Genomic DNA, 21,688 nt, shown 5'->3' with positions numbered 1-21,688 from the left:
GAAAACTCACAGATATCATGAGCCATGACCTTCCCCCGCTGAACGCCCTGCGCGCCTTCGAAGCCACCGCCCGGCTGAACAGCGTCAGCCAGGCCGCCGAGCAGCTGCACGTCACCCACGGCGCGGTCAGCCGCCAGCTCAAGGTGCTTGAAGAGCACCTGGGCGTCAGCCTGTTCGCCAAGGACGGTCGCGGCTTGAAACTCACAGATGCCGGTATCCGTCTGCGCGATGCCAGCGGCGAGGCGTTCGACCGTTTGCGCAGTGTTTGTGCCGAGCTGACCCAAAGCACCGCCGATGCGCCGTTCGTGCTCGGCTGCTCCGGCAGCCTGCTGGCGCGCTGGTTCATTCCGCGACTGGGAAGGCTGAATGCCGATCTGCCGGACTTGCGTCTGCACCTGTCGGCCGGAGAAGGCGACCTCGATCCGCGCCGCCCGGGACTCGATGCCTTGCTGCTGTTCGCCGAACCGCCATGGCCGGCGGACATGCAAGTCTACGAGCTGGCCAGCGAACGCATCGGCCCGGTCATGAGCCCGCTGTTCAGCGGCTACCAGCACCTGAAATCGGCGCCGCCCACTGCCCTGCTCGGCGAACCCTTGCTGCACACAACCTCGCGCCCACAAGCCTGGCCGAGCTGGGCGCAGCAAACCGGCCTCGACGCCAAGGCGTTGAAGCTGGGGCAAGGTTTCGAGCATCTGTATTACTTGCTGGAAGCGGCCGTCGCCGGATTGGGCGTGGCGATCGCGCCGGAACCCTTGGTGGCCGAAGACTTGAAAGCCGGTCGCCTGGTCGCGCCATGGGGCTTCTGCGAAACCCCGGCGCAACTGGCGTTGTGGCTACCCAAGCGCGCCGCGGACGGGCGCGCCCGGCAATTGGCACAGTGGCTCAAGAACGAGCTGCGCCAGGCGGATCACTCACCGCGCTTGAACAGCAGATAAGCGGCCAGCAGACCCAGTGCACCGACCGCCACACCGGCGGTCGTCCACGGATGTTCCTGCGCATAATCACGGGTGGCGATCCCGGTTTCGCGGGTTTTGACTTTGACTTCTTCGTAGGCATCGCTGAGCAGGCTGCGCGAGTGTTTCAGCGCGCTTTCGGCATTGCCCTTGAGCGCCTTGAGGGTCTTGCGCGACTCGTCCGAAGCGTCGTCCTTCAGGCTTTCCAACGACTTGAGCAGACTCTCGATCTCCGCTTCCATGCTTTGCAACGAGGCTTTGCGTAACGAGGTGTTGGCCATGGTGGCTCTCCTGCATTGGTGATGAGTGGCGTGTGTTGTTTGGGACTTCACGGGGTCTGGAAAGTGCAGAAAATCTGAACTCGCCTTTCCCGAAGCGAACGAAATCAACACTGCAAATCGCTGCTAGGCTCAATTCCACACGTCCAGGAGATCGCCATGAGTGACCATCACACCTACAAGAAAATCGAGCTGGTCGGTTCGTCCCCCAGCAGCATCGAAGACGCCATCAACAACGCGCTGGCCGAGGCCGGCAAGAGCATCAAGCATCTGGAATGGTTTGAGGTGGTCGATACCCGTGGCCACATCAAGGACAACAAGGCCGCCCACTTTCAAGTGACCCTGAAAGTCGGGTTCCGGATTGCCAGCAGCTGAGTTTGGTCTACGCTTCTGAACTTGCGCGCTGGCCGAATGCCATAGGAATGGCAAAGCGCTACAGGGTGAGCGCATCGGGTAGATCGCTCGATGCCCGCCTCTTTTAATCCGACCAGGGAGTGCGACCGATGAAGAAGTTCATGTTGGCAGTAGGTTTGTTGAGCCTTGCGGGTGGTGCGTTTGCTGCCGGCAAGCCCTGTGAAGAAGTGAAAGCCGCGATCGCGGCAAAACTGGATGCGAAACACGTCTCCGGTTATTCGCTGGAAATCGTCGATAAAGGTGCTGCGGCTGGCGGCAAGGTCGTCGGCAAATGCGAGGGCGGCACCAAGGAAATCGTCTACAAGCGCGGTTGATCGCGCCTGAAATGCAAAAGCCGACGCAATGCGTCGGCTTTTTTGTGCCCGGCTATCTTTTTTGCACAACTATCGGACTTCAGCCCTTCATCACCTGCGCCAGCAATTCGTAGGAATGCAGGCGATCGGCGTGTTCGTACAGGTCGCAGGTGAAAATCAGCTCATCCGCCTGAGTCTGTTCAATCAGCACCTCAAGTTTTGCGCGGATTTTCTGCGGGCTGCCGACCATCGCCAGACCGAGGAAATCGCCCACCGCCTCACGCTCGTGGGGCAGCCACAAGCCGTCCATGGTTTTCACGGGCGGACGCTGCACCAGACTTTGCCCACGCATCAGCGCGAGAATTCGCTGGTACACCGAGGTCGCCAGGTAATCGGCCTGCTCGTCGGTGTCGGCGGCCACCAGCGGCACGCCGAGCATCACGTACGGCTTGTCGAGCACCGCCGATGGCTTGAAGTGGTTGCGGTAGACGCGAATCGCCTCGTGCATGAAGCGCGGTGCGAAATGTGAGGCAAAGGCGTAGGGCAAACCGCGCTCGCCGGCCAGTTGCGCACTGAACAGGCTGGAACCCAACAGCCAGATCGGCACGTTGGTGCCGGTGCCCGGCATCGCGATCACACGCTGATCCGGCGTACGCGGACCGAGGAAACGCGCCAGTTCGGCCACGTCTTCCGGGAAGTCGTCGGCACTGCCGGAGCGTTCACGGCGCAGGGCTCGGGCGGTCATCTGGTCGGAGCCGGGCGCGCGGCCCAGGCCGAGGTCGATCCGCCCCGGATACAGGCTTTCAAGGGTGCCGAACTGCTCGGCAATCACCAGCGGCGCGTGGTTGGGCAGCATCACGCCACCGGAGCCGACACGGATGGTCGACGTGCCGCCGGCCAGATAGCCCAGCAACACCGACGTCGCAGAACTGGCGATGCCGTCCATGTTGTGGTGCTCGGCGACCCAGAATCGGGTGTAGCCGAATTTTTCGACATGCTGCGCCAGATCCAGCGAGTTGCGCAGCGACTGGGCCGGGCTACCGTTCTCGCGCACCGGCACCAGATCGAGGGTGGAAAACTTTACGTCGGACAGTTGCTTCATAAACCTGCATCTCCGATTGAGGGCGCAGGTTTGTTCTTGGCGAACACAAACCTGCCCAATTCATAAGCGTGTTCTGTGCAATAAGGGCATATACCCGAGTTTCAATAGCCGATCCGAAATTTCCTACTAAAAAAGTCAACGATTCAGATGAGCTGAACTTTGTCCCGACGTCTATCCTCAGAAGCCTTGCAAGCAGAAACCCTGATGGCGCGGCGTTTCGCGCCGATTTGAGGAGGCACACATGGCTATCGTGAAGAAGGCATCCGCACATTGGGAAGGTGACCTGAAAACCGGCATCGGCTCGATCTCCACCGAAACCGGCGTCCTGCGGGAAGCGCCGTACGGCTTCAAGGCCCGCTTCGAAGGCGGCAAGGGCACCAACCCGGAAGAACTGATCGGCGCCGCCCATGCCGGCTGTTTCTCCATGGCGTTCTCGATGATCCTCGGCGACGCCGGGCTGAAGGCCGAAAGCATCGACACCCAGGCCGAAGTCACCCTCGATCAGGTTGAGGGCGGTTTCGCGATCACCGCCGTGAAGCTGATCCTCAAAGCGAAAATCCCAGGTGCCACCCAGGCGCAATTCGAGGAACTGAGCAACAAGGCCAAGGAAGGATGTCCGGTATCGAAGGTGCTGAACGCGAAGATCAGCCTGGATGCATCACTGGTCAGTTGATTGACTTGCGCCGAATCAGAACCCGCCAGGCAAAAATGTGGTCGAATAAATGACAGCAGCTTTCGCGCATCTTCGTGCGCGCTGCTCCCAGGAGCTTCAACCATGAAACGTTTTGCCTTGGCGGTTATCTGTGGCGTGCTGGCAACGTCGGCCTTCGCGGCGCCAAAAGATTGCGAAGAACTCAAGCAAGAGATCGAAATCAAGATCCAGGCGAATGCCGTGCCTTCCTACACCCTGGAGATAGTCTCCAAAGAGGAAGCCGAAAAGCACGACGTCGCCATGATCGTCGGCACTTGCGACAACGGTACGAAGGCCATCATCTACCAGAAGAACGACCGCTGATTCAGGTTAGATGGCGCAATAGGTGTCGCGATCCTCGGCAACAATTTCCCGCTTGGCGTTATACAGCCGGGCACTGGGAGTAAACATCAGGGAGCGACCCTCCAGCACATAACGCTGACCCGCTTCGAAATGGTCGAAGCGGATAGTCAGGTAGCACAGGCGCTCCACGGGGTCGTTCAACAGACCGCCGCCTCCACCAGGCGCCTCGAAATCGAAACGCACCAGTAACTCATGGCTGCCGGGCGTTACCTGGAAAAAACGTCCGTCAGTCAGGCGCTGCTTGTCGAGACGTTCGGCCATCAGCAGTTTTCCGCCCGGGGTCGGCGTCGAGAACTCGACCCAGGCCATGTTGGGATCGACCGGAGGCATCGGCGTCTGACAACCGGCGAGTAAACCGGCAACCAGTAACAGCATCGTCTTGCGCATGATGAATGTCCGTGAATTCGGACATCCAGCATAACGCCGATCAGGTGCGCTGACAGCCTGCCGGTTTGCCCTGACCGACTACGTTGCGCTGCTGGTCATAGAGTTTGGCCCAAGGCCGGAAACCGATATTGCCGGCCTGGAGCTGATAGCGCTGGCCGGCGTTGAAGTCCTTGAATGTCACGTTCAACTGGCAATCGCGCCACAGGGGCTCCGCGTCGGGGCCGATGTTGGTTGCCTCCACCGGAAACTGGTAACGCACCTTCAGTTCATGACTGCCGGGTTGTACTTCGAAGTAACGTTTGTCGACGGCAGCCTTCTTGTCGACTTCCAGCGCTTGCAGCGCCGTGTCCTGTTGCCGTGTATCCAGGTCGATCCAGGCTTGCGTGGGGTCGGGCGAAGGCATTCCGAATCCGGCACAACCGGCCAGCGTCAGCAGGCCTCCCGTCAGTATCAACATGCGCATGGCGGAGCTCCAATGGGCGGGATAGTCTTGCGATCAGACTTTCCGGGGGATTTCTTATTGTGATCAGGCCGTTTCCAAGCCTTGGGTTACTTGATCGCGTTTTGCGGGTTTTGTTTCCGAGCACATTGCTTTTGCTGCTCAACGGTTGTTCCAGCGTCAGCTATTACAGTCAGTTGGCCAGTGGTCAGCTGCAATTGCTGCGCGCGCGCGAGCCAGTGGCCGAGGTGATCGCCGACCCGAGCCGGGACGCCACACTGCGTGCCCACCTGGCCCAGTCGCAGAAGGCCCGGGACTTCGCCAGCCAACACCTGCACCTGCCGGATAACCAGAGCTATCGCCTGTACGCCGATATCCATCGCCCATACGTGGTGTGGAACGTGTTCGCCACCCCGGAGTTTTCCCTGAGCCCGCAAAACCATTGCTTCCCGATTGCCGGCTGCGTGGCCTATCGCGGCTACTACAGCCAGAGTGCGGCGCGGGGCGAGGCGGCGATTCAGCGCCTGCAAGGCATGGACGTGTCGATTGGCGGCGTCGAGGCCTATTCGACCCTGGGCTGGTTCAATGACCCGATCCTCAACTCGATGATGGGCTGGGGTGACGAACGCTTGGCCACGCTGATATTCCATGAGCTGGGCCACCAACGTTTCTATGTGAAGGACGACACCGAGTTCAACGAGTCTTACGCGACCTTCGTCGAGCAGGAAGGCACCCGGCAGTGGCGGGCGTTTCGTGGCTTGCCGCCAGAAAATGACGCTCAACTCAAACGTCGTGACCAGTTCATTCAACTGATCCTCGACACCCGAACCCGGCTGGAGAAGCTGTACGCCCAGTCGATGCCCGTCGAACACATGCGCGAACACAAGGCTGCCGAGTTCGAACGGTTTCGCCGGGATTATCGGGCGATGCGCGACAGCCAGTGGGCCGGGGACAAACGCTACGACACCTGGGTCAATGCACCGCTGAACAATGCGCGGTTGTTGCCGTTCGGGCTGTATGACCAGTGGGTGCCGGCGTTTGCAGCCTTGTTCAGGCAGGTGGGCGGGGATTGGCTGAAGTTCTATGCACAGGTGGAGAAACTGGGCGGATTGCCGGCTGACAAGCGAAAGACAGCCCTGCGTGAGCTGGCCGCCCTTCGCTCCGATTGACGATCAGCGCTGCAGAAACGCCTGATGCAACTCGGCCAGGGTTTCGAAGTGATAAGCCGGCGCCTCGGCGCTCAGCTCTTCATGGCTGCCGAAACCATACCCCACCGCCACTGCATCCAGACCGTTGCTGCGGGCGCCGATCAGGTCGTGCTTGCGGTCACCGACCATCAGCGTATTGGCCGGATCCAGCCCTTCTTCTGCGATCAGGTGGGCAATCAGCTCGACCTTGTTGGTACGGGTGCCGTCCAGCTCGCTGCCGTAAATCACTTTGAAGTGTTTGGCGAAATCGAAGTGCCGAGCGATTTCCCGGGCGAACACCCACGGTTTTGAAGTCGCGATATACAGCTGCCGGCCTTGGCCACTCAGGGTTTCCAACAACGGCATGACGCCCTCGAACACCCGGTTCTCGTACAACCCGGTGACCTTGAAACGCTCGCGGTAGAAATTCACCGCCTCCCACGCCTTGGCTTCATCAAAACCATAAAACTGCATGAACGCCTGCAACAGCGGCGGGCCGATGAAGTGTTCCAGCTTGGTCAGGTCCGGCTCATCAATACCGAGTTTGCTCAAGGCGAACTGGATGGAGCGGGTGATGCCCTCGCGCGGATCGGTCAGGGTGCCATCGAGGTCGAACAGTACGGTCTGGTAATGCATGAAAAATCCCGAGCAATAGAGAGAAAAGTCAGAGCTGGTCGTAGCCTTCGGCCAGATGCAGGTCCTTGAGCTTCACGTAGTTCGCTGCGCTGTAGGTGAAAAAGGCGTTTTCCTTGTCGGTCAGCGGGCGAACCTGTTTCACCGGGCTGCCCACGTACAGGAAACCGCTTTCCAGGCGCTTGCCCGGTGGCACCAGGCTGCCGGCGCCGATGATCACGTCGTCCTCGACCACCGCGCCGTCCATGACGATGCTGCCCATGCCGATCAGCACGCGGCTGCCGACGGTGCAGCCATGCAGCATGACCTTGTGGGCGATGGTCACGTCGTCACCGATCAGCAGCGGAAAGCCGTCCGGATTGAACGGGCCGGCGTGGGTGATGTGCAACACACAGCCATCCTGCACGCTGGTGCGCGCGCCGATGCGGATGCGGTGCATGTCGCCGCGGATCACGGTCAGCGGCCACACGGAGCTGTCTTCGCCGATTTCGACGTCGCCGATCACCACCGCGGAGCCGTCGACAAAAGCGCCTTTGCTCAAGCGTGGGGTGTGATTCTGGTACTTGCGAAGGGACACGATTAGTTCTCTCTCTGTCGCCGATAGCTGCGGTGGGTGTCGATTGTAATTAAGATGGGCGCATGTTTCTTCCAGCCAAGGTGCCAACCGTGAGCGTGAACAACCCTCTTCTGCAGTCCTACGACCTGCCGCCGTTCTCCGCGATCCGTGCCGAACACGTGCAGCCGGCCATCGAAACCATCCTGGCCGACAACCGCGCCGCCATCGCCGAGATCCTCAAGACTCAGGGCCAGAACCCGACCTGGGCCGGGCTGGTGCTGGCGATGGACGAACTCAATGATCGCCTGGGCGCTGCCTGGAGCCCGGTCAGCCACCTCAATGCCGTGTGCAACAGCGCCGAACTGCGTGAAGCCTACGAGTCGTGCCTGCCGGCCCTGAGTGCCTACTCCACCGAGATGGGCCAGAACCGCGAACTGTTCCAGGCCTATGAAGCCCTGGCAAACAGCCCGGAAGCCGCCGGTTTCGACGTGGCGCAGAAAACTATCCTGGAACACGCCCTGCGCGATTTCCGCCTGTCGGGTATCGACCTGCCGGAAGCCGAACAGAAGCGCTACGCCAAAGTGCAGAGCAAGCTGTCCGAGCTGGGCAGCCGCTTCTCCAACCAGTTGCTCGACGCCACCCAGGCCTGGACCAAGCACCTGACCGACGAAGCCGCCCTCGCCGGCCTGACCGATTCGGCCAAGGCGCAAATGGCTGCTGCGGCACAGGCCAAAGGCCTCGACGGCTGGCTGATCACCCTGGAATTCCCGAGCTACTACGCGGTGATGACCTACGCCCAGGACCGTGCGCTGCGCGAAGAAGTCTACGCCGCCTACTGCACCCGTGCGTCGGATCAAGGCCCGAACGCCGGCCAGAACGACAACGGCCCGGTGATGGGCGAAATCCTCGACCTGCGTCAGGAGCTGGCAAAACTGCTCGGTTTCTCCAGTTTCTCCGAACTGAGCCTGGCGACCAAAATGGCCGAATCCAGCGACCAGGTGCTGAGCTTCCTGCGCGACCTGGCCAAGCGCAGCAAACCGTTCGCTGCCCAGGATCTGCAACAGCTCAAGGCTTACGCCGCCGAACAGGGCTGCGCCGATCTGCAAAGCTGGGACAGCGGTTTCTACGGTGAAAAACTCCGTGAACAACGCTACAGCGTCGCCCAGGAAACCCTGCGCGCCTATTTCCCGATCGACAAAGTGCTGGGCGGTCTGTTCGCTATCGTTCAACGTCTTTACGGTATCGAGATCGCCGAACTGAAAGGCTTCGATACCTGGCATCCGGACGTGCGCCTGTTCGAGATCAAGGAAAACGGCCAGCACGTCGGCCGCTTCTTCTTCGACCTCTACGCCCGCGCCAACAAGCGCGGCGGTGCGTGGATGGACGGCGCCCGCGACCGTCGCCGCACCCTCGACGGCGTGCTGCAAAGCCCGGTGGCCAACCTTGTGTGCAACTTCACGCCGGCCGACAGCGGCAAGCCTGCGCTGCTGACCCACGATGAAGTGACCACCCTGTTCCACGAATTCGGTCACGGCCTGCATCACCTGCTGACCCGCGTCGAGCATGCCGGCGTATCGGGCATCAACGGCGTGGCGTGGGATGCGGTCGAGCTGCCGAGCCAGTTCATGGAAAACTGGTGCTGGGAGCCGGAAGGCCTGGCGCTGATTTCCGGCCACTACGAAACCGGCGAGCCGCTGCCGCAGGATCTGCTGGAAAAAATGCTCGCGGCGAAGAACTTCCAGTCCGGCCTGATGATGGTGCGTCAGCTGGAGTTCTCGCTGTTCGACTTCGAACTGCACGCCACCCACGGTGACGGTCGCAGCGTCGCGCAGGTGCTGGAAGGCGTGCGCAACGAAGTCTCGGTGATGCGCCCTCCGGCCTACAACCGCTTCCCGAACAGCTTCGCGCACATCTTCGCCGGCGGTTACGCAGCGGGTTACTACAGCTACAAATGGGCGGAAGTGCTGTCGGCAGATGCCTTCTCCAAGTTCGAAGAAGACGGCGTGCTCAATGCCGACACCGGTCGCGCCTTCCGCGAGGCGATCCTGGCCCGCGGCGGCTCGCAGGAGCCGATGGTGCTGTTCGTCGACTTCCGTGGCCGTGAGCCATCGATTGACGCACTCTTGCGCCACAGCGGCCTGAGTGAGGACGCGGCAGCATGAGTGAGGCACCTGTGAAAACCAAAAAACGCTTTATCGCCGGGGCCGTCTGCCCGGCGTGCAGCGAGCCGGACAAGCTGATGATGTGGAGCGAGGACGATGTCCCGCACCGCGAATGCGTAGCGTGCGGCTATAGCGATACGCTGAACGCACAAGGGTTGTCGGTTCCAAAAGAGCTGGGCACGCGGGTCAACACCAGCGCGCTCAAGCCGGCCCCGGACAAAACGGTTCAGGCGGTGCAGTTCTTCCCGAATCCGAAACTGAAGAAGAAGCCCGACGAGCAACACTGATCCAGAACCACCTTCTGCCGAATCCCGGTGGAAGGTGGTATTGGCTTAACACCCGTCCTCTGCACTTGCTTCGTAGGCTGGCCGTTTCCGCCATGCCTCGAAGGAAGCTGCCATGCCTGACTCCAATCCCCTCCTGCAACACTGGACCCTGCCACCCTGGCCGGATATTCGCACCGAGCATCTGCTACCGGCGATCAACAGCATCATTGCCGTCAACCGACAAATCATTGCGCAAGTAATCGCCAGTCAGGCCGAGCACCCCGGCTGGGATGATCTGGTGCTGAGCATCGATGAAGCGGATGCCCGTCTCAATGAAGTCCGCTCGATTCTCGAAACGTTGTCGATGGTCAGGTCCGACGATGCCACGTGGCTCGTGGAAAGCGCCAAGGCGCATCTGGCAATCAATCAGTATCGTTCCGAAAAATCCCGCAATCGCCCGTTATACGAGGCCTACCAGCGTTTAGCGCGGAGTTCGATCGCGGCCAACTTCGATGAGTCACGCAAGATCGTGCTGGCGCGGATACTGCGCAAATTCAGGCAGTCGGGCATCGAGCTTCCCACTGAGCAACAGCAGGAACTGGCCCGGTTGAACCTTGAGATCGGCGGCCTGGAATCCGTGTTTTTGACCCACCTCGAACGCTGGACCGAGACCTGGAGCAAACGTATCGACGACGTTGCACTGCTCGCGGGTCTGTCACCGGCGATGAGGGATCGCCTGGCGCGCGCCGCACGCGAGGCCGGCCATGACGGCTGGCTGATCCGTCTGGATCAGAACACCTGCAATCACATCCTCAAGTACGCCGAGAACCGTGCCTTGCGGGAAGAATGCTGTGTGGCCTACGCGACCCGCGCCTCCGATCAGGGGCCGTTGGCCGGCCGCTTCGATAACGGCCCGGTACTGACGGCGTTGCTTGCCTTGCGCCAACAGAAAGCCCGTTTACTGGGCCACGAAAACGCCGCGCAACTGACGCTGGCAAAAACCATGTCCGGGACGACAGCGTGGGTCAGTGATTTTCTCCAGCACCAGGTTGCGCAGTTGGCGCCGGCTCTCGAGCAGGACGCCATACAACTGGCCGCCTTTGCGTTGCAACGCGGCATCGACCGGATTCAGCCATGGGATGAAGACTTTCTCGCCGAACAATGGCGCCAGCAGCAGTTTCCCGGTGCGCTGGACGACCTGCGTGATTACTTCCCGCTCGAGGGTACCCTGCGCCGGCTCTGTCTGTTCTGTGAGCGCATGTTCGGGATCCGCATCGTCGAGCAAATCGGCGGCAGGCACTGGCATGACGATGTACGGCTGCTGGAAATCAGCGAGCACGAGCAGGTCATCGGCTACATCTACCTCGACCCGTTTCACCGCGAAAACGCTGCGGATTTCGCCGGCACCTCCACGCTGCGCAACCGCCGGATCAATGCCGAAGGGCGCCCGGCGCTCCCCATTGCTGTGCTCTACAGCAATTTCACTCCGGCCACTGACAGCCATCCGTACCGTCTCGAACTCGACGACCTGCAGGTACTTTTTCATGAGTTTGGCCACTGCCTTCAGCACGTACTGACGCGTTCACCTCATCACACCCTGTCCGGCATCCTGCAACTGGGCCATGAGGCAGCGGAATTCTCCGGGCAACTGTTCGAGCAGTGGTGTCAGTCGCGAGAGTTTGTGCTGTGGCTCGGCGCGCATTTCCAGACCGGCGAGCGCCTGAGTGCCTCACGGGTCGACGCCGCCCTGACGGCCAGTCAGGCCCACGCCAGCCGGCAAAAAGCCTTGCTGCTGATGGGCGCGATCATCGATTTCGAGCTGCACCTGACCCACGGCGATGGGCGCTCTGTCGAAGCGGTTTGCGCCGACGTGCAGAGGACGATGATTCACCTGCAACTACCGGACGGTCACCGGTTCGCCAATGGTTTCGATTACATGGTGACCCAGTACGACGCCTCGGTTTACGCCTATGTCTGGTCAGGGGTGGTGGCTCAAGAAGCGTTCAAACGCTTCAGTCATGACTGGGTGTTCAGGCCGCAGACCGGCCGGGCGTTCCGGGAAACGTTCTTTGCACCCGGGGCCGGGCGCCCCTTGCTGGAAGCGGTAGAAGCGTTCGTCGGCCGGCCAGTCAGTGAAGACGTGGGTGCCGGCCGTTCGATCATCCGACGGGTTACTTCAGATTGACGGTCTGGAACCAGCTCTTCATCGAGCAAGTAGCGAACGCACTGGTGCTGCAATCGCCATTGGCCAGCGCGGTACGCAGCTTCTCGACATCAGCCTGCATGACGTAGCGAACGCCGTCCTTGAAGTGACCGCTTTCACCGAAACCGCCCTGGGTCATTTCGTTCAGGGCGTCTTCCTTGCTCCAGCCCTGCACCACGATGCGGTACATCGCGGCCATCAGGCCGGTGCGGTCGGAGCCGTGCTTGCAATGCATCAACACCGGGCCGTTGGCTTCGGCGGTCTGGATCGCGCGCAAGGTCTTGAGCACGTCGCTGTCATCGACATGATTGGTGCGATACGGCAGTTGCACCTGATTGATGCCAGGAGCGTTCAGCCAGCTCGAATCCGCTTCCGGCAGAAAGTTGATGACCGTGGCCACTTTCAGGTTTTGCAGCAACGGCACGGCACCGGCGTCAGGCAGCGCACTGCGATAAAGCGTGGGCGACATCTGAAAGAAGTTGTATTTCACTTCGACCGGTTGCGCCCATTCCGGAGGACGAGAAACCGGCGCATCTGCGGCGTGGGCCGGGATCGAGCCGAGCAGGGCAAGCAGCGAGAAACAGATCGCAGAGGAAAAACGCTTCAAGGACATGCTGAGTGGTGACCGTGTGGGATTCGTCAGTGAGGGCCGCAGCTTGAGGGTTGTCCAGTCAAATCCCTGTGAGGCGTTTGTCAAAGAAACGTGAAGCCAGGGACATCCTTCGTCGCAAATCCGGGCTTTTTTTCGGCTGAATCGATTCATCCGGTTGGTTAGGCTGCTACCATTTGTCACATCATGTTGCAGACGCGTCCCCCTTTTCCGGGTCATTTCCGGCCACGTCGCAACCGACCACTCAAAAGCCGTCCCCAGAAGCGGCTGATAACCATCAATGCCTGATGAGGTGCACCCCATGTCTGATCAAGATCGAGACAACCCGCGGCGTGAGTTTTTGCGCAAATCCCTGACCCTGATCCCGGTGGTCACCCTCGCCGGCACCGGACTCGGTAGCAGCGTGCTGCAAGCCGCCCCGGAAAGCGCACCGGCTGCGGCACCGGCAAAACCGGCCGGCGCTGACGCGGGCGTCTATCAGCCGAACTACTTCACCGCCGAAGAGTGGGCATTCATCAATGCCGCCGTCGCGCAACTGATCCCCAACGATGCCCAGGGCCCTGGCGCTCTCGAGGCTGGCGTACCGGAATACATCGACCGCCAGATGAACACGCCGTACGCCGCCGGTGCCCTCTGGTACATGCAAGGCCCGTTCAATGCCGACGCTGCGCCCGAGATGGGCTGGCAGAGCAAACTGGTGCCAAAAGAGATCTATCGCCTCGGCATCGCCGCCACGGATCAGTGGGCAAAATCCCTCAATGGCAAAACATTTGCCGAGCAAGACAGCGCTACCCGAGACGATCTGCTCAAGCAGCTGGAAGCCGGAAAACCGCAATTCGACAGCGTTCCAGCGAAGATTTTCTTCAATCTTTTGCTGCAAAACACCAAGGAGGGGTTCTTCTGCGACCCGATCCACGGTGGCAATAAAGGCATGGTCGGCTGGACCATGATCGGCTTCCCCGGCGCCCGCGCCGATTTCATGGATTGGGTGGAACGCAACGAGCAATACCCCTTCCCGGCAGTTTCGATTCGCGGCGAGAGGGCGTGAGCATGGCAACGGTAATGAAGAAGGTCGACGCAGTGATCGTCGGTTTCGGCTGGACAGGCGCAATCATGGCCAAGGAGCTGACCGAAGCCGGTCTCAACGTGCTGGCGCTGGAACGCGGGCCGATGCAGGACACCTACCCTGACGGCAACTATCCCCAGGTGATCGACGAACTCACCTACAGCGTGCGGAAAAAACTCTTCCAGGACATCTCCAAAGAGACCGTCACCATCCGTCACAGCGTCAATGACATCGCCCTGCCGAACCGCCAGTTGGGCGCGTTCCTGCCGGGCAATGGCGTGGGCGGCGCCGGGCTGCACTGGTCGGGCGTGCACTTTCGTGTCGATCCAATCGAGCTGCGCATGCGCAGCCACTACGAAGAGCGTTACGGCAAAAGCTTCATCCCCAAGGACATGACCATCCAGGACTTCGGCGTCAGCTATGAAGAACTGGAACCGTTCTTCGATTTCGCCGAAAAAGTCTTCGGCACCTCCGGCCAGGCCTGGACCGTGAAAGGCCAACTGGTCGGCCAGGGCAAGGGCGGTAACCCATACGCGCCGGATCGTTCGAACCCGTTTCCGCTGGAAGCGCAGAAGAACACGGTTTCCGCACAACTGTTCGGCAAAGCGGCTACCGAAGTCGGTTACAAACCCTACAACCTGCCTTCCGCGAATACGTCAGGGCCGTACACCAACCCTTACGGCGCGCAGATGGGCCCGTGCAACTTCTGCGGCTTCTGCAGCGGCTACGTTTGCTACATGTATTCCAAGGCCTCGCCGAACGTGAACATTCTGCCGGCGCTGAAACCGCTGCCGAATTTCGAACTGCGGCCCAACGCCCACGTCCTGCGGGTCAACCTCGACAGCACGAAAACCAAAGCCACCGGCGTCACCTACATCGACGGCCAGGGTCGCGAGATCGAGCAACCGGCGGATCTGGTGATCCTCGGCGCGTTCCAGTTGCACAACGTACGGCTGATGCTGCTCTCCGGCATCGGCAAACCGTACGATCCGGTCAGCGGCGAAGGCGTGGTCGGACGTAACTTCGCCTACCAGAACATGGCGACCATCAAGGCGTTCTTCGACAAGGACACCCACACCAACAACTTCATCGGCGCCGGCGGCAACGGCGTGGCGCTGGACGACTTCAACGCCGACAACTTCGACCACGGGCCACACGGTTTCGTCGGGGGCTCGCCGATGTGGGTCAACCAGGCCGGCAGCCGTCCAATTGCCGGCACCTCCAACCCGCCGGGCACCCCGGCCTGGGGCAGCGACTGGAAACGCGCGACCGCCGATTACTACACCCACCAAGTGTCGATGGACGCTCACGGCGCGCATCAGTCCTACCGTGGCAACTACCTCGATCTGGACCCGGTGTACCGCGATGCCTACGGCCTGCCGCTGCTGCGGATGACCTTCGACTGGCAGGAAAACGACATCAAGATGAACCGCTTCATGGTCGAAAAAATGGGCAAGGTCGCGCAAGCCATGGGCCCGAAAGCCATTGCCGTGCTTGGCAAGAAAGTCGGTGAGCACTTCAACACTGCGTCGTACCAGACCACCCACCTCAACGGTGGCGCGATCATGGGCACCGATCCGAAGACCAGCGCGCTGAACCGCTACTTGCAGAGCTGGGACGTGCACAACGTGTTTGTCCCGGGCGCGTCGGCATTCCCGCAGGGCCTGGGTTACAACCCGACCGGGCTGGTCGCCGCGCTGACCTACTGGTCGGCGAAAGCGATCCGCGAGCAATACCTGAAAAACCCCGGCCCGCTGGTTCAGGCTTAAGGAGCGATGACCATGAAAACTCTCGTTATCGCGACCCTGGCGCTGCTCGGCAGCGCATCCCTTTACGGCGCCGAAGTTGATCAATCCTTGATCAAAAAAGGTGAATACCTCGCCCGTGCCGGTGACTGCGTGGCTTGCCATACAGCCAAGGACGGCAAGCCGTTCGCCGGTGGCCTGCCGATGGAAACCCCGATCGGCACGATCTACTCGACCAACATCACCCCGGACAACACCGGGCTGGGCGGCTACAGCTTCGAAGAGTTCGACCAGGCTGTGCGTCATGGCGTCGCCAAAAACGGTAGTACCTTGTACCCGGCGATGCCGTACCCGTCCTACGCCCGTGTCAGTCAGGATGATATGCAGGCGCTCTACGCCTATTTCATGCACGGCGTTGCACCGGTGGCGCAGGAGAACAAGGCCAGCGACATCCCGTGGCCATTGAGCATGCGCTGGCCGCTGATGGGCTGGCGCTGGTTGTTTGCGCCGAAGGTCGAGGACTACAAACCCGCGTCGGACGATGCCGTCGTCAGCCGTGGGGCGTATCTGGTGGAAGGCCTCGGACATTGCGGCGCCTGCCATACGCCACGGGCCCTGACCATGCAGGAAAAATCCCTGAGCGCGGCCGAAGGCAGCAGTTTTCTGTCAGGCAGCGCGCCGCTGGAAGGCTGGATCGCCAAGAGCCTGCGCGGCGACCACAAGGACGGCCTCGGCGGCTGGAGCGAGGAGCAACTGGTGCAGTTCCTCAAGACCGGCCGCAGCGACCGCAGTGCGGTGTTCGGCGGCATGAGCGACGTGGTCACCCACAGCATGCAATACATGACCGACGCCGACCTGACTGCGATCGCCCGATACCTGAAGTCGCTGCCGGCCAATGATCCTGCCGACCAGCCACATCAGTACGACGAGAAAGCCGCCAAGGCTTTATGGAACGGTGATGACAGTCAGCGTGGCGCGTCGGTGTACATCGACAACTGCGCGGCGTGCCACCGCACCGATGGCCACGGCTACACCCGGGTGTTCCCGGCGCTGGCGGGCAACCCGGTGTTGCAATCGGAAGACCCGACGTCGCTGATCCACATCGTGCTCAAGGGCGGCACGCTGCCTGCGACGCACACTGCTCCGTCGACCTTCACCATGCCTGGCTTCGCCTGGCGTCTGTCGGATCAGGAAGTGGCGGATGTCGTGAGTTTTATTCGTGGAAGTTGGGGTAACAAGGCCTCCGCCATTACTGCGAAAGATGTTGCCAAGTTACGAACCGACGATATGACTACAACATCAGCCGGCGACCTTGGACAAGTAACCAGTCACAACTAAGCACAACAACCCCTGCATGATCAATCATGCAGGGGTTGTTCATTCAATAGTTGTTACGGATTGGTAATACTGGCATAGGCTTTGGCCAGGGCAACCAGCTTGGCTCGATCCTGCTCACCGATCTCACCGTCGCGATCCACATCGTGCTCCAGACGGCCAATGCTGAAGGTATGGCCGCCATCCCTGGAGGTCGCGGTGACGAAAATCGGGTCAACCAGCATTTCAGTCTGTACGCCGGCTTCGGCATCCCAACCCAACTCTTTACGCGCAAGTTCCATGGAAACCAGTGTATTGGGCTCCGATGGGCCGGGTTGCATCAATTGCAGAAAAATACCGCGCGAATTAAAAAACGACATCATCAATTCCTTTTGTCTTTTATATAATCAAGTGTTGTGAAGCGGAGTGAATACTACGAACTTGAACAGTAAACGAACAGCCAACTTATGTTTCTTTAATTTTCGCAACTACAACTTTACATCTAAATAAACTTACAACTAACCGCGCGATTTCTTGATGGACGGCCGAACGGTAGTGGATCATCTGCCACCTTGCGGATACTGTATGTATATACAGACAAAGGACACCTGTGATGACCAGCCTCTTGCCCCCGCGCGGTCGCGGCACCGCGACCAACCCGCACAACCGCTTCGCACCCAGTCGTTCGGTGGCCGAAGACGATGGCTGGTATCAGGAAGTGCCACTGACCCAGGGCACCGAAGTCCGCTTCGAAACCGCGAAGACCATCATCACCCGCAACAGCTCGCCGGACTTGCCCTTCGACCGCTCGATCAATCCCTATCGCGGTTGCGAGCATGGCTGCATTTATTGCTACGCGCGGCCGAGTCACGCCTATTGGGACATGTCGCCGGGGCTGGATTTCGAAACGAAGCTGATCGCCAAGACCAACGCCGCCCAGGTGCTGGAAGAGCAGCTTGGGAAAAAAGGCTATCAATGTGCGCCGATCAATCTGGGCTCCAATACCGACCCGTATCAACCGATCGAACGCGAACACAAAATCACTCGCCAGACCCTCGAAGTATTGCTGCGCTACCGGCACCCGGTGACCATCGTCACCAAGGGCTCGCTGATCCTGCGTGACCTCGATCTGCTCACCGAACTGGCGCAGCAACGGCTGGTGGCGGTGATGATCAGCCTCACCACCCTGGACGATGAGCTCAAACGCATTCTCGAACCCCGGGCCGCCGCGCCCAAGGCCCGATTGCGGGCGATCCGGGTGATGCGCGAAGCAGGGATTCCAGTCGGTGTGCTGTGTTCGCCGATGATTCCGATGATCAACGACAGCGAAATCGAAAGCCTGCTGACCGAAGCCCACGCCGCCGGTGCCCAGAGCGCCGCGTACATGATGCTGCGCCTGCCGCTGGAAGTGGCGCCGCTGTTCGAGGAATGGCTTGAAGCACATTACCCGCAGCGCGCCGCCCATGTGCTGAGCCTGATCCGCCAGAGTCGTGGCGGCGAGCTGTACGACAGCCGTTTTGGCGCACGGATGCGCGGTGAAGGGCCGTTCGCCGACCTGCTCGCGCAACGCTTCGCCAAGGCGTTGAAACGCCTGGGACTCAATCACCGCGAAGGTTTCAATCTGGATTGCACAGCCTTTTGTCCGCCGGGTCGCCAGATGGCGCTGATTTAGGGACAATTGGCCTATGGTTGAGTGGAGGGAATTGCTTGCCCGGTTACGCTGGTCACGTTTTTTGTGACCTGGAACACACGTTCTAGAGCGCTTGATTCAGTTTGAGTTAAGTTTCGGCGGTTACCTTGTTCATCGAGTGACTGACGGGTCGGGATGACCCGGATGTTTTTAAACAGCCACTGGCTTCATACCGGAATACACGGGAACGACTCCCCGAATCCGCCAAAGAGGATGAATCATGAGTGACAAGGATAAACAGCCGTTGGCTGCGTCGGCGCAAGCCGTCCCTGGGGCGGAATCCGCCGATGCAGCGCTGCGACATATCGTTGACGGCTTTTTGCATTTTCATCATGAGGTCTTTCCGCAACAGGAAGAACTCTTCAAGAAACTCGCCACGGCCCAGTCGCCACGGGCGATGTTCATCACTTGCGCCGACTCGCGCATCGTCCCAGAACTGATCACCCAGAGCTCCCCCGGCGATCTGTTCGTGACCCGTAACGTCGGCAACGTCGTTCCGCCCTACGGCCAGATGAACGGTGGCGTTTCCACCGCCATCGAATACGCGGTACTGGCGCTTGGCGTGCAGCACATCATCATTTGCGGCCACTCCGATTGCGGCGCCATGCGCGCAGTGCTCAATCCGGACAGCCTGGAAAAGATGCCGACAGTCAAAGCCTGGCTGCGCCATGCCGAAGTCGCGAAAACCATGGTGCATGACAACTGCAACTGCACCGACGAAAAAGAAAGCATGCCGATCCTCACCGAGGAAAACGTCATCGCCCAACTGCAGCACTTGCGTACCCATCCTTCGGTAGCCTCGCGCATGGCGAACGGTCATCTGTTCATCCATGGCTGGGTCTACAACATCGAAACCAGCGAAATCAAAGCTTACGACGCGGATCAGGGACGCTTCCTGCCGCTCGATGGCAGCCATCCGATTCCGGTGGCGACGCCCAAAGCGCGCTTCTAAATCCTCCTAAAAATCCGTGTGGTCTGACGCCGGTCGCTGTTTCAGCGGCCAGGCTTCGCCACGCCTGAAGAAAACTTCGGGAGAGTCATCATGCGTGCGGCTCAATTGAAAGCTGTGTTGCCACGGGAGCTGCTGGCTTCGGTGGTGGTGTTTCTGGTCGCCCTGCCACTGTGCATGGGCATTGCGATTGCTTCGGGGCTGCCGCCGGCCAAAGGTTTGATCACCGGGATCATCGGTGGGCTGGTGGTGGGTTGGCTGGCGGGTTCGCCGTTGCAGGTCAGCGGGCCGGCGGCGGGTCTGGCGGTGTTGGTGTTCGAACTGGTGCGCCAGCACGGGATCCAGATGCTCGGGCCGATCCTGTTGTTGGCGGGATTGCTGCAACTGGTGGCCGGGCGCCTGAAGCTCGGTTGCTGGTTTCGGGTCACGGCGCCAGCGGTGGTCTACGGGATGCTCGCCGGGATCGGCGTGCTGATTGTGCTCTCGCAAGTGCATGTGATGCTGGATGCCGCGCCGAAGCCCTCGGGGCTGGACAACCTCACAGCGTTCCCCGGTGCGGTGGCCCAGGCCTTGCCGTCGTTTGGATGGCAGGCCGGGTTGCTCGGGCTATCGACCATCGCCGTGATGTGGCTGTGGGAGAAATGCCGTCCACATTCACTGCGTTTCATTCCCGGCGCGCTGCTCGGTGTCGGGCTGGCGACAGGCGCCAGTCTGTTGCTGGCGCTGCAAGTGAAGCGGGTTGAAGTACCGGCGAACCTGGCAGAAGCCATCGACTGGCTGAAACCGGCGGATCTGCTGAGCCTGGCCGATCCGACCCTGCTGATCGCCGCGTTTGCCGTGGCCTTCATCGCCAGCGCCGAAACCCTGCTCTCCGCCGCCGCAGTGGATCGCATGCACAGCGGCCCGCGCTCGGACTTCGACCGCGAATTGTCGGCACAAGGGGTCGGCAACATGCTCTGCGGGCTGGTCGGCGCGCTGCCGATGACCGGGGTGATCGTGCGCAGCTCGGCCAACGTCCAGGCCGGTGCCACCACGCGCTACTCGACGATTTTCCATGGTCTGTGGCTGCTGGCCTTCGTGTTGTTGCTGTCGAGTGTGCTGCAAAGCATTCCGGTGGCGAGCCTGGCCGGGGTGCTGGTCTACACCGGTTTCAAACTGGTGGATCTGAAAGCCTTTCGCGGTCTGGGGCGGTATGGCCGGATGCCAATGTTCACCTACGCCGCGACGGCGCTGGCGATCATCTTCACCGACCTGCTGACCGGCGTGTTGATCGGTTTCGGTTTGACCCTGGTGAAACTGGCGTTCAAGGCTTCGCGGCTGAAGATCAGCCTGATCGATCTGCCGCAGGACGGGGAAATGGAGTTGCGTCTGGTGGGCGCGGCGACGTTTCTCAAGGTGCCTGCGCTGACTCAGGTGCTGGGCAGCATTCCTGCGGGCACGACGGTGCACGTGCCGCTCAACAACCTGAGCTACATCGATCATTCGTGTCTGGAATTGCTGGAAGAGTGGGGCCGGGCCAATGCGGCCAAGGGTTCGAAGCTGTTGATCGAGTCGCGGGGATTGAAGCGACGGCTTGAAGGACGAATCCGTACCACCACCGGGATCGGTGCGGCAGGCTGAAAACATTTGGGGGAACAGAGCAATCTGTTCCCCCAATCGTTTGCGCAGAGATCAAGCCGCAGGCTGATCCAGTTCCAGGCCCACGCCCAGACGGCGGCTCATGCACGGCCAGCGTTTCCACGCCGCACCGGTGTCCGGGCTGCTGAGTTTCTCGCGGTAGGCTTCCACCGACTCCAGCGCAAAGCTGTCGTCGTCGAGCATGCTGTCCACCGCGTGGTGCACCACTTCGTCGAGTTGATTGGCAAATTCCTCACCGAGCAACTGGTGAGCAATCAGATTGGCGACCGTCATGTCCAAGGGGATCAGTGGCTGGCCGAAATGCTTGATGTACAGGTCGTTGACCTCTTCGACAAAGCGGTGCGCCAGATAGGCTTCGTCCAGCAGACTGTCCAGGCCGACCGGCGGCTGGAGAAAGTACTGTTCGGCGATTTTCAGCACCGGTTTGATCTGTGACTCGATTCCCGCTTCCCTGGCGACTTCATTGGCTGCATCCAGCAGGTCTGGCACTTCGTCGATGTAGGCGGCGACAAAACGCGTCAGCACGCCATTGGCGTCGGTTTCCGGCAACTGGATCGCCGGGTGCAGGTGTTGCAGTTGGGCTTCCAGCTGACGGGTCAGCTTTCCGGTTTCAATCTCGTGTTGTCGGGCTATGTGGATCTGCTCGCGCAATGCGGCGGTGTTCATGAAAACTCCAGGAAACAAGGCAATGAAATAGGGAAGACATAACTTAGCTGGCTTACGAAAAATGCTAAGACGCATTTGTCATA

At 60.5% G+C, this 21,688-nt stretch carries 24 protein-coding genes; 15 read left to right on the top strand and 9 right to left on the bottom strand.

All coding sequences use genetic code 11. The annotated features are described in order from the left end of the window. Positions 1 to 17: 17 nt before the first annotated feature. Positions 18 to 935: a LysR family transcriptional regulator gene (locus AC07N4_RS18760; protein ID WP_096822456.1), complete on the top strand. Its 918-nt coding sequence runs from the start codon at positions 18 to 20 to the stop codon at positions 933 to 935. On the opposite strand, the gene AC07N4_RS18755 is transcribed toward AC07N4_RS18760, so the two are convergent. Then, positions 908 to 1,234, bottom strand: coding sequence for an ElaB/YgaM/YqjD family protein (locus tag AC07N4_RS18755; RefSeq protein ID WP_007953918.1), 327 nt, complete (start codon positions 1,232 to 1,234; stop codon positions 908 to 910). The genes AC07N4_RS18760 and AC07N4_RS18755 overlap by 28 nt on opposite strands. A gap of 156 nt (positions 1,235 to 1,390) precedes the next feature. Between AC07N4_RS18755 and AC07N4_RS18750 the strand changes: the two genes are divergently transcribed. Then, complete coding sequence (locus tag AC07N4_RS18750) at positions 1,391 to 1,606, top strand: dodecin (RefSeq protein ID WP_096822455.1); 216 nt, start codon at positions 1,391 to 1,393, stop codon at positions 1,604 to 1,606. 128 nt (positions 1,607 to 1,734) lie between these two features. Then, positions 1,735 to 1,959 (top strand): DUF1161 domain-containing protein, encoded by a 225-nt coding sequence (locus AC07N4_RS18745; protein ID WP_096822454.1) that lies wholly within the window; start codon positions 1,735 to 1,737, stop codon positions 1,957 to 1,959. A 79-nt stretch (positions 1,960 to 2,038) separates the two neighbouring features. On the opposite strand, the gene AC07N4_RS18740 is transcribed toward AC07N4_RS18745, so the two are convergent. Further along, a complete protein-coding gene (locus tag AC07N4_RS18740) occupies positions 2,039 to 3,040 on the bottom strand; it encodes an LLM class flavin-dependent oxidoreductase (protein ID WP_039764807.1) in 1,002 nt (333 codons plus the stop codon). A gap of 241 nt (positions 3,041 to 3,281) precedes the next feature. On the opposite strand from AC07N4_RS18740, the gene AC07N4_RS18735 reads away from it, so the two are divergent. Both AC07N4_RS18735 and AC07N4_RS18730 read left to right on the top strand, forming a co-directional pair. Beyond that, positions 3,282 to 3,713, top strand: a complete 432-nt coding sequence (locus AC07N4_RS18735) for an OsmC family protein (protein WP_096822453.1) — start codon at positions 3,282 to 3,284, stop codon at positions 3,711 to 3,713. Between the two features lie 102 nt (positions 3,714 to 3,815). After that, positions 3,816 to 4,055: a DUF1161 domain-containing protein gene (locus tag AC07N4_RS18730; RefSeq protein WP_074689739.1), complete on the top strand. Its 240-nt coding sequence runs from the start codon at positions 3,816 to 3,818 to the stop codon at positions 4,053 to 4,055. A gap of 6 nt (positions 4,056 to 4,061) precedes the next feature. Here the strand turns inward: AC07N4_RS18730 and AC07N4_RS18725 are convergent, their stop codons facing one another. Continuing rightward, positions 4,062 to 4,481 (bottom strand): PA0061/PA0062 family lipoprotein, encoded by a 420-nt coding sequence (locus AC07N4_RS18725; protein ID WP_192559416.1) that lies wholly within the window; start codon positions 4,479 to 4,481, stop codon positions 4,062 to 4,064. A gap of 40 nt (positions 4,482 to 4,521) precedes the next feature. Continuing rightward, on the bottom strand, positions 4,522 to 4,944 hold the full coding sequence (locus AC07N4_RS18720; protein ID WP_096822451.1) for a PA0061/PA0062 family lipoprotein: 423 nt from the start codon (positions 4,942 to 4,944) through the stop codon (positions 4,522 to 4,524). A 59-nt stretch (positions 4,945 to 5,003) separates the two neighbouring features. On the opposite strand from AC07N4_RS18720, the gene AC07N4_RS18715 reads away from it, so the two are divergent. Beyond that, positions 5,004 to 6,089, top strand: coding sequence for an aminopeptidase (locus tag AC07N4_RS18715; RefSeq protein WP_493065541.1), 1,086 nt, complete (start codon positions 5,004 to 5,006; stop codon positions 6,087 to 6,089). Between the two features lie 3 nt (positions 6,090 to 6,092). On the opposite strand, the gene AC07N4_RS18710 is transcribed toward AC07N4_RS18715, so the two are convergent. Beyond that, a complete protein-coding gene (locus AC07N4_RS18710) occupies positions 6,093 to 6,743 on the bottom strand; it encodes an HAD family hydrolase (protein WP_493065542.1) in 651 nt (216 codons plus the stop codon). Positions 6,744 to 6,771: 28 nt separating this feature from the next. Next, entirely contained in the window at positions 6,772 to 7,317 is a 546-nt protein-coding gene (locus AC07N4_RS18705; RefSeq protein WP_085647197.1) for a gamma carbonic anhydrase family protein, read from the bottom strand. 62 nt (positions 7,318 to 7,379) lie between these two features. On the opposite strand from AC07N4_RS18705, the gene prlC reads away from it, so the two are divergent. From prlC to AC07N4_RS18690, 3 genes are all read left to right on the top strand, one after another. Further along, positions 7,380 to 9,458 carry an oligopeptidase A gene (prlC, locus tag AC07N4_RS18700; protein ID WP_493065543.1) on the top strand — a complete coding sequence of 693 codons (2,079 nt, stop codon included), beginning with the start codon at positions 7,380 to 7,382 and terminating at the stop codon, positions 9,456 to 9,458. Beyond that, complete coding sequence (locus AC07N4_RS18695; RefSeq protein WP_007953955.1) at positions 9,455 to 9,745, top strand: YheV family putative zinc ribbon protein; 291 nt, start codon at positions 9,455 to 9,457, stop codon at positions 9,743 to 9,745. Before prlC ends, AC07N4_RS18695 begins: the two co-directional genes overlap by 4 nt. Before the next feature lie 112 nt (positions 9,746 to 9,857). Continuing rightward, positions 9,858 to 11,909, top strand: coding sequence for a M3 family metallopeptidase (locus AC07N4_RS18690; RefSeq protein ID WP_493065544.1), 2,052 nt, complete (start codon positions 9,858 to 9,860; stop codon positions 11,907 to 11,909). Here the strand turns inward: AC07N4_RS18690 and AC07N4_RS18685 are convergent. Then, positions 11,896 to 12,540 (bottom strand): dual specificity protein phosphatase family protein, encoded by a 645-nt coding sequence (locus AC07N4_RS18685; RefSeq protein ID WP_096822447.1) that lies wholly within the window; start codon positions 12,538 to 12,540, stop codon positions 11,896 to 11,898. The genes AC07N4_RS18690 and AC07N4_RS18685 overlap by 14 nt on opposite strands. Positions 12,541 to 12,838: 298 nt before the next feature. Here AC07N4_RS18685 and AC07N4_RS18680 point away from each other — a divergent pair, with 298 nt between their 5' ends. The 3 genes from AC07N4_RS18680 to AC07N4_RS18670 are packed head-to-tail and all read left to right on the top strand — an operon-like array spanning position 12,839 to position 16,686. After that, a complete protein-coding gene (locus AC07N4_RS18680) occupies positions 12,839 to 13,585 on the top strand; it encodes a gluconate 2-dehydrogenase subunit 3 family protein (RefSeq protein ID WP_493065545.1) in 747 nt (248 codons plus the stop codon). A gap of 2 nt (positions 13,586 to 13,587) precedes the next feature. Continuing rightward, positions 13,588 to 15,372 carry a GMC family oxidoreductase gene (locus tag AC07N4_RS18675; protein ID WP_096822445.1) on the top strand — a complete coding sequence of 595 codons (1,785 nt, stop codon included), beginning with the start codon at positions 13,588 to 13,590 and terminating at the stop codon, positions 15,370 to 15,372. A gap of 12 nt (positions 15,373 to 15,384) precedes the next feature. Beyond that, complete coding sequence (locus AC07N4_RS18670) at positions 15,385 to 16,686, top strand: c-type cytochrome (RefSeq protein ID WP_493065546.1); 1,302 nt, start codon at positions 15,385 to 15,387, stop codon at positions 16,684 to 16,686. A gap of 53 nt (positions 16,687 to 16,739) precedes the next feature. On the opposite strand, the gene AC07N4_RS18665 is transcribed toward AC07N4_RS18670, so the two are convergent. Then, positions 16,740 to 17,042: a hypothetical protein gene (locus tag AC07N4_RS18665; RefSeq protein WP_102621151.1), complete on the bottom strand. Its 303-nt coding sequence runs from the start codon at positions 17,040 to 17,042 to the stop codon at positions 16,740 to 16,742. A 233-nt stretch (positions 17,043 to 17,275) separates the two neighbouring features. Between AC07N4_RS18665 and AC07N4_RS18660 the strand changes: the two genes are divergently transcribed. The 3 genes from AC07N4_RS18660 to AC07N4_RS18650 all read left to right on the top strand — a co-directional run bounded on the left by AC07N4_RS18660 (position 17,276) and on the right by AC07N4_RS18650 (position 20,921). Continuing rightward, on the top strand, positions 17,276 to 18,334 hold the full coding sequence (locus tag AC07N4_RS18660; RefSeq protein ID WP_102621152.1) for a PA0069 family radical SAM protein: 1,059 nt from the start codon (positions 17,276 to 17,278) through the stop codon (positions 18,332 to 18,334). A 238-nt stretch (positions 18,335 to 18,572) separates the two neighbouring features. After that, positions 18,573 to 19,304 carry a carbonic anhydrase gene (locus AC07N4_RS18655; RefSeq protein ID WP_096822442.1) on the top strand — a complete coding sequence of 244 codons (732 nt, stop codon included), beginning with the start codon at positions 18,573 to 18,575 and terminating at the stop codon, positions 19,302 to 19,304. A 90-nt stretch (positions 19,305 to 19,394) separates the two neighbouring features. Then, on the top strand, positions 19,395 to 20,921 hold the full coding sequence (locus tag AC07N4_RS18650) for a SulP family inorganic anion transporter (RefSeq protein ID WP_493065547.1): 1,527 nt from the start codon (positions 19,395 to 19,397) through the stop codon (positions 20,919 to 20,921). A gap of 51 nt (positions 20,922 to 20,972) precedes the next feature. Here AC07N4_RS18650 and AC07N4_RS18645 read toward each other — a convergent pair whose 3' ends face one another. Then, positions 20,973 to 21,605, bottom strand: coding sequence for a hypothetical protein (locus tag AC07N4_RS18645; protein WP_096822440.1), 633 nt, complete (start codon positions 21,603 to 21,605; stop codon positions 20,973 to 20,975). Positions 21,606 to 21,688: the final 83 nt, after the last annotated feature.

Source organism: Pseudomonas sp. GW821-FHT09E04 (assembly GCF_059416185.1).
This window is presented reverse-complemented; position numbering and strand designations above follow the sequence as displayed.

Excerpts from the sequence above, each read along its gene's own strand:
- AC07N4_RS18760 (WP_096822456.1), top strand. The coding sequence starts at position 18 with ATGAGCCATGACCTTCCCCCGCTGAACGCCCTGCGCGCCTTCGAAGCC.
- AC07N4_RS18755 (WP_007953918.1), bottom strand. The coding sequence starts at position 1,234 with ATGGCCAACACCTCGTTACGCAAAGCCTCGTTGCAAAGCATGGAAGCG.
- AC07N4_RS18750 (WP_096822455.1), top strand. The coding sequence starts at position 1,391 with ATGAGTGACCATCACACCTACAAGAAAATCGAGCTGGTCGGTTCGTCC.
- AC07N4_RS18745 (WP_096822454.1), top strand. The coding sequence starts at position 1,735 with ATGAAGAAGTTCATGTTGGCAGTAGGTTTGTTGAGCCTTGCGGGTGGT.
- AC07N4_RS18740 (WP_039764807.1), bottom strand. The coding sequence starts at position 3,040 with ATGAAGCAACTGTCCGACGTAAAGTTTTCCACCCTCGATCTGGTGCCG.
- AC07N4_RS18735 (WP_096822453.1), top strand. The coding sequence starts at position 3,282 with ATGGCTATCGTGAAGAAGGCATCCGCACATTGGGAAGGTGACCTGAAA.
- AC07N4_RS18730 (WP_074689739.1), top strand. The coding sequence starts at position 3,816 with ATGAAACGTTTTGCCTTGGCGGTTATCTGTGGCGTGCTGGCAACGTCG.
- AC07N4_RS18725 (WP_192559416.1), bottom strand. The coding sequence starts at position 4,481 with ATGCGCAAGACGATGCTGTTACTGGTTGCCGGTTTACTCGCCGGTTGT.
- AC07N4_RS18720 (WP_096822451.1), bottom strand. The coding sequence starts at position 4,944 with ATGCGCATGTTGATACTGACGGGAGGCCTGCTGACGCTGGCCGGTTGT.
- AC07N4_RS18710 (WP_493065542.1), bottom strand. The coding sequence starts at position 6,743 with ATGCATTACCAGACCGTACTGTTCGACCTCGATGGCACCCTGACCGAT.
- prlC (WP_493065543.1), top strand. The coding sequence starts at position 7,380 with ATGTTTCTTCCAGCCAAGGTGCCAACCGTGAGCGTGAACAACCCTCTT.
- AC07N4_RS18695 (WP_007953955.1), top strand. The coding sequence starts at position 9,455 with ATGAGTGAGGCACCTGTGAAAACCAAAAAACGCTTTATCGCCGGGGCC.
- AC07N4_RS18690 (WP_493065544.1), top strand. The coding sequence starts at position 9,858 with ATGCCTGACTCCAATCCCCTCCTGCAACACTGGACCCTGCCACCCTGG.
- AC07N4_RS18685 (WP_096822447.1), bottom strand. The coding sequence starts at position 12,540 with ATGTCCTTGAAGCGTTTTTCCTCTGCGATCTGTTTCTCGCTGCTTGCC.
- AC07N4_RS18680 (WP_493065545.1), top strand. The coding sequence starts at position 12,839 with ATGTCTGATCAAGATCGAGACAACCCGCGGCGTGAGTTTTTGCGCAAA.
- AC07N4_RS18675 (WP_096822445.1), top strand. The coding sequence starts at position 13,588 with ATGGCAACGGTAATGAAGAAGGTCGACGCAGTGATCGTCGGTTTCGGC.
- AC07N4_RS18670 (WP_493065546.1), top strand. The coding sequence starts at position 15,385 with ATGAAAACTCTCGTTATCGCGACCCTGGCGCTGCTCGGCAGCGCATCC.
- AC07N4_RS18665 (WP_102621151.1), bottom strand. The coding sequence starts at position 17,042 with ATGTCGTTTTTTAATTCGCGCGGTATTTTTCTGCAATTGATGCAACCC.
- AC07N4_RS18660 (WP_102621152.1), top strand. The coding sequence starts at position 17,276 with ATGACCAGCCTCTTGCCCCCGCGCGGTCGCGGCACCGCGACCAACCCG.
- AC07N4_RS18655 (WP_096822442.1), top strand. The coding sequence starts at position 18,573 with ATGAGTGACAAGGATAAACAGCCGTTGGCTGCGTCGGCGCAAGCCGTC.
- AC07N4_RS18650 (WP_493065547.1), top strand. The coding sequence starts at position 19,395 with ATGCGTGCGGCTCAATTGAAAGCTGTGTTGCCACGGGAGCTGCTGGCT.
- AC07N4_RS18645 (WP_096822440.1), bottom strand. The coding sequence starts at position 21,605 with ATGAACACCGCCGCATTGCGCGAGCAGATCCACATAGCCCGACAACAC.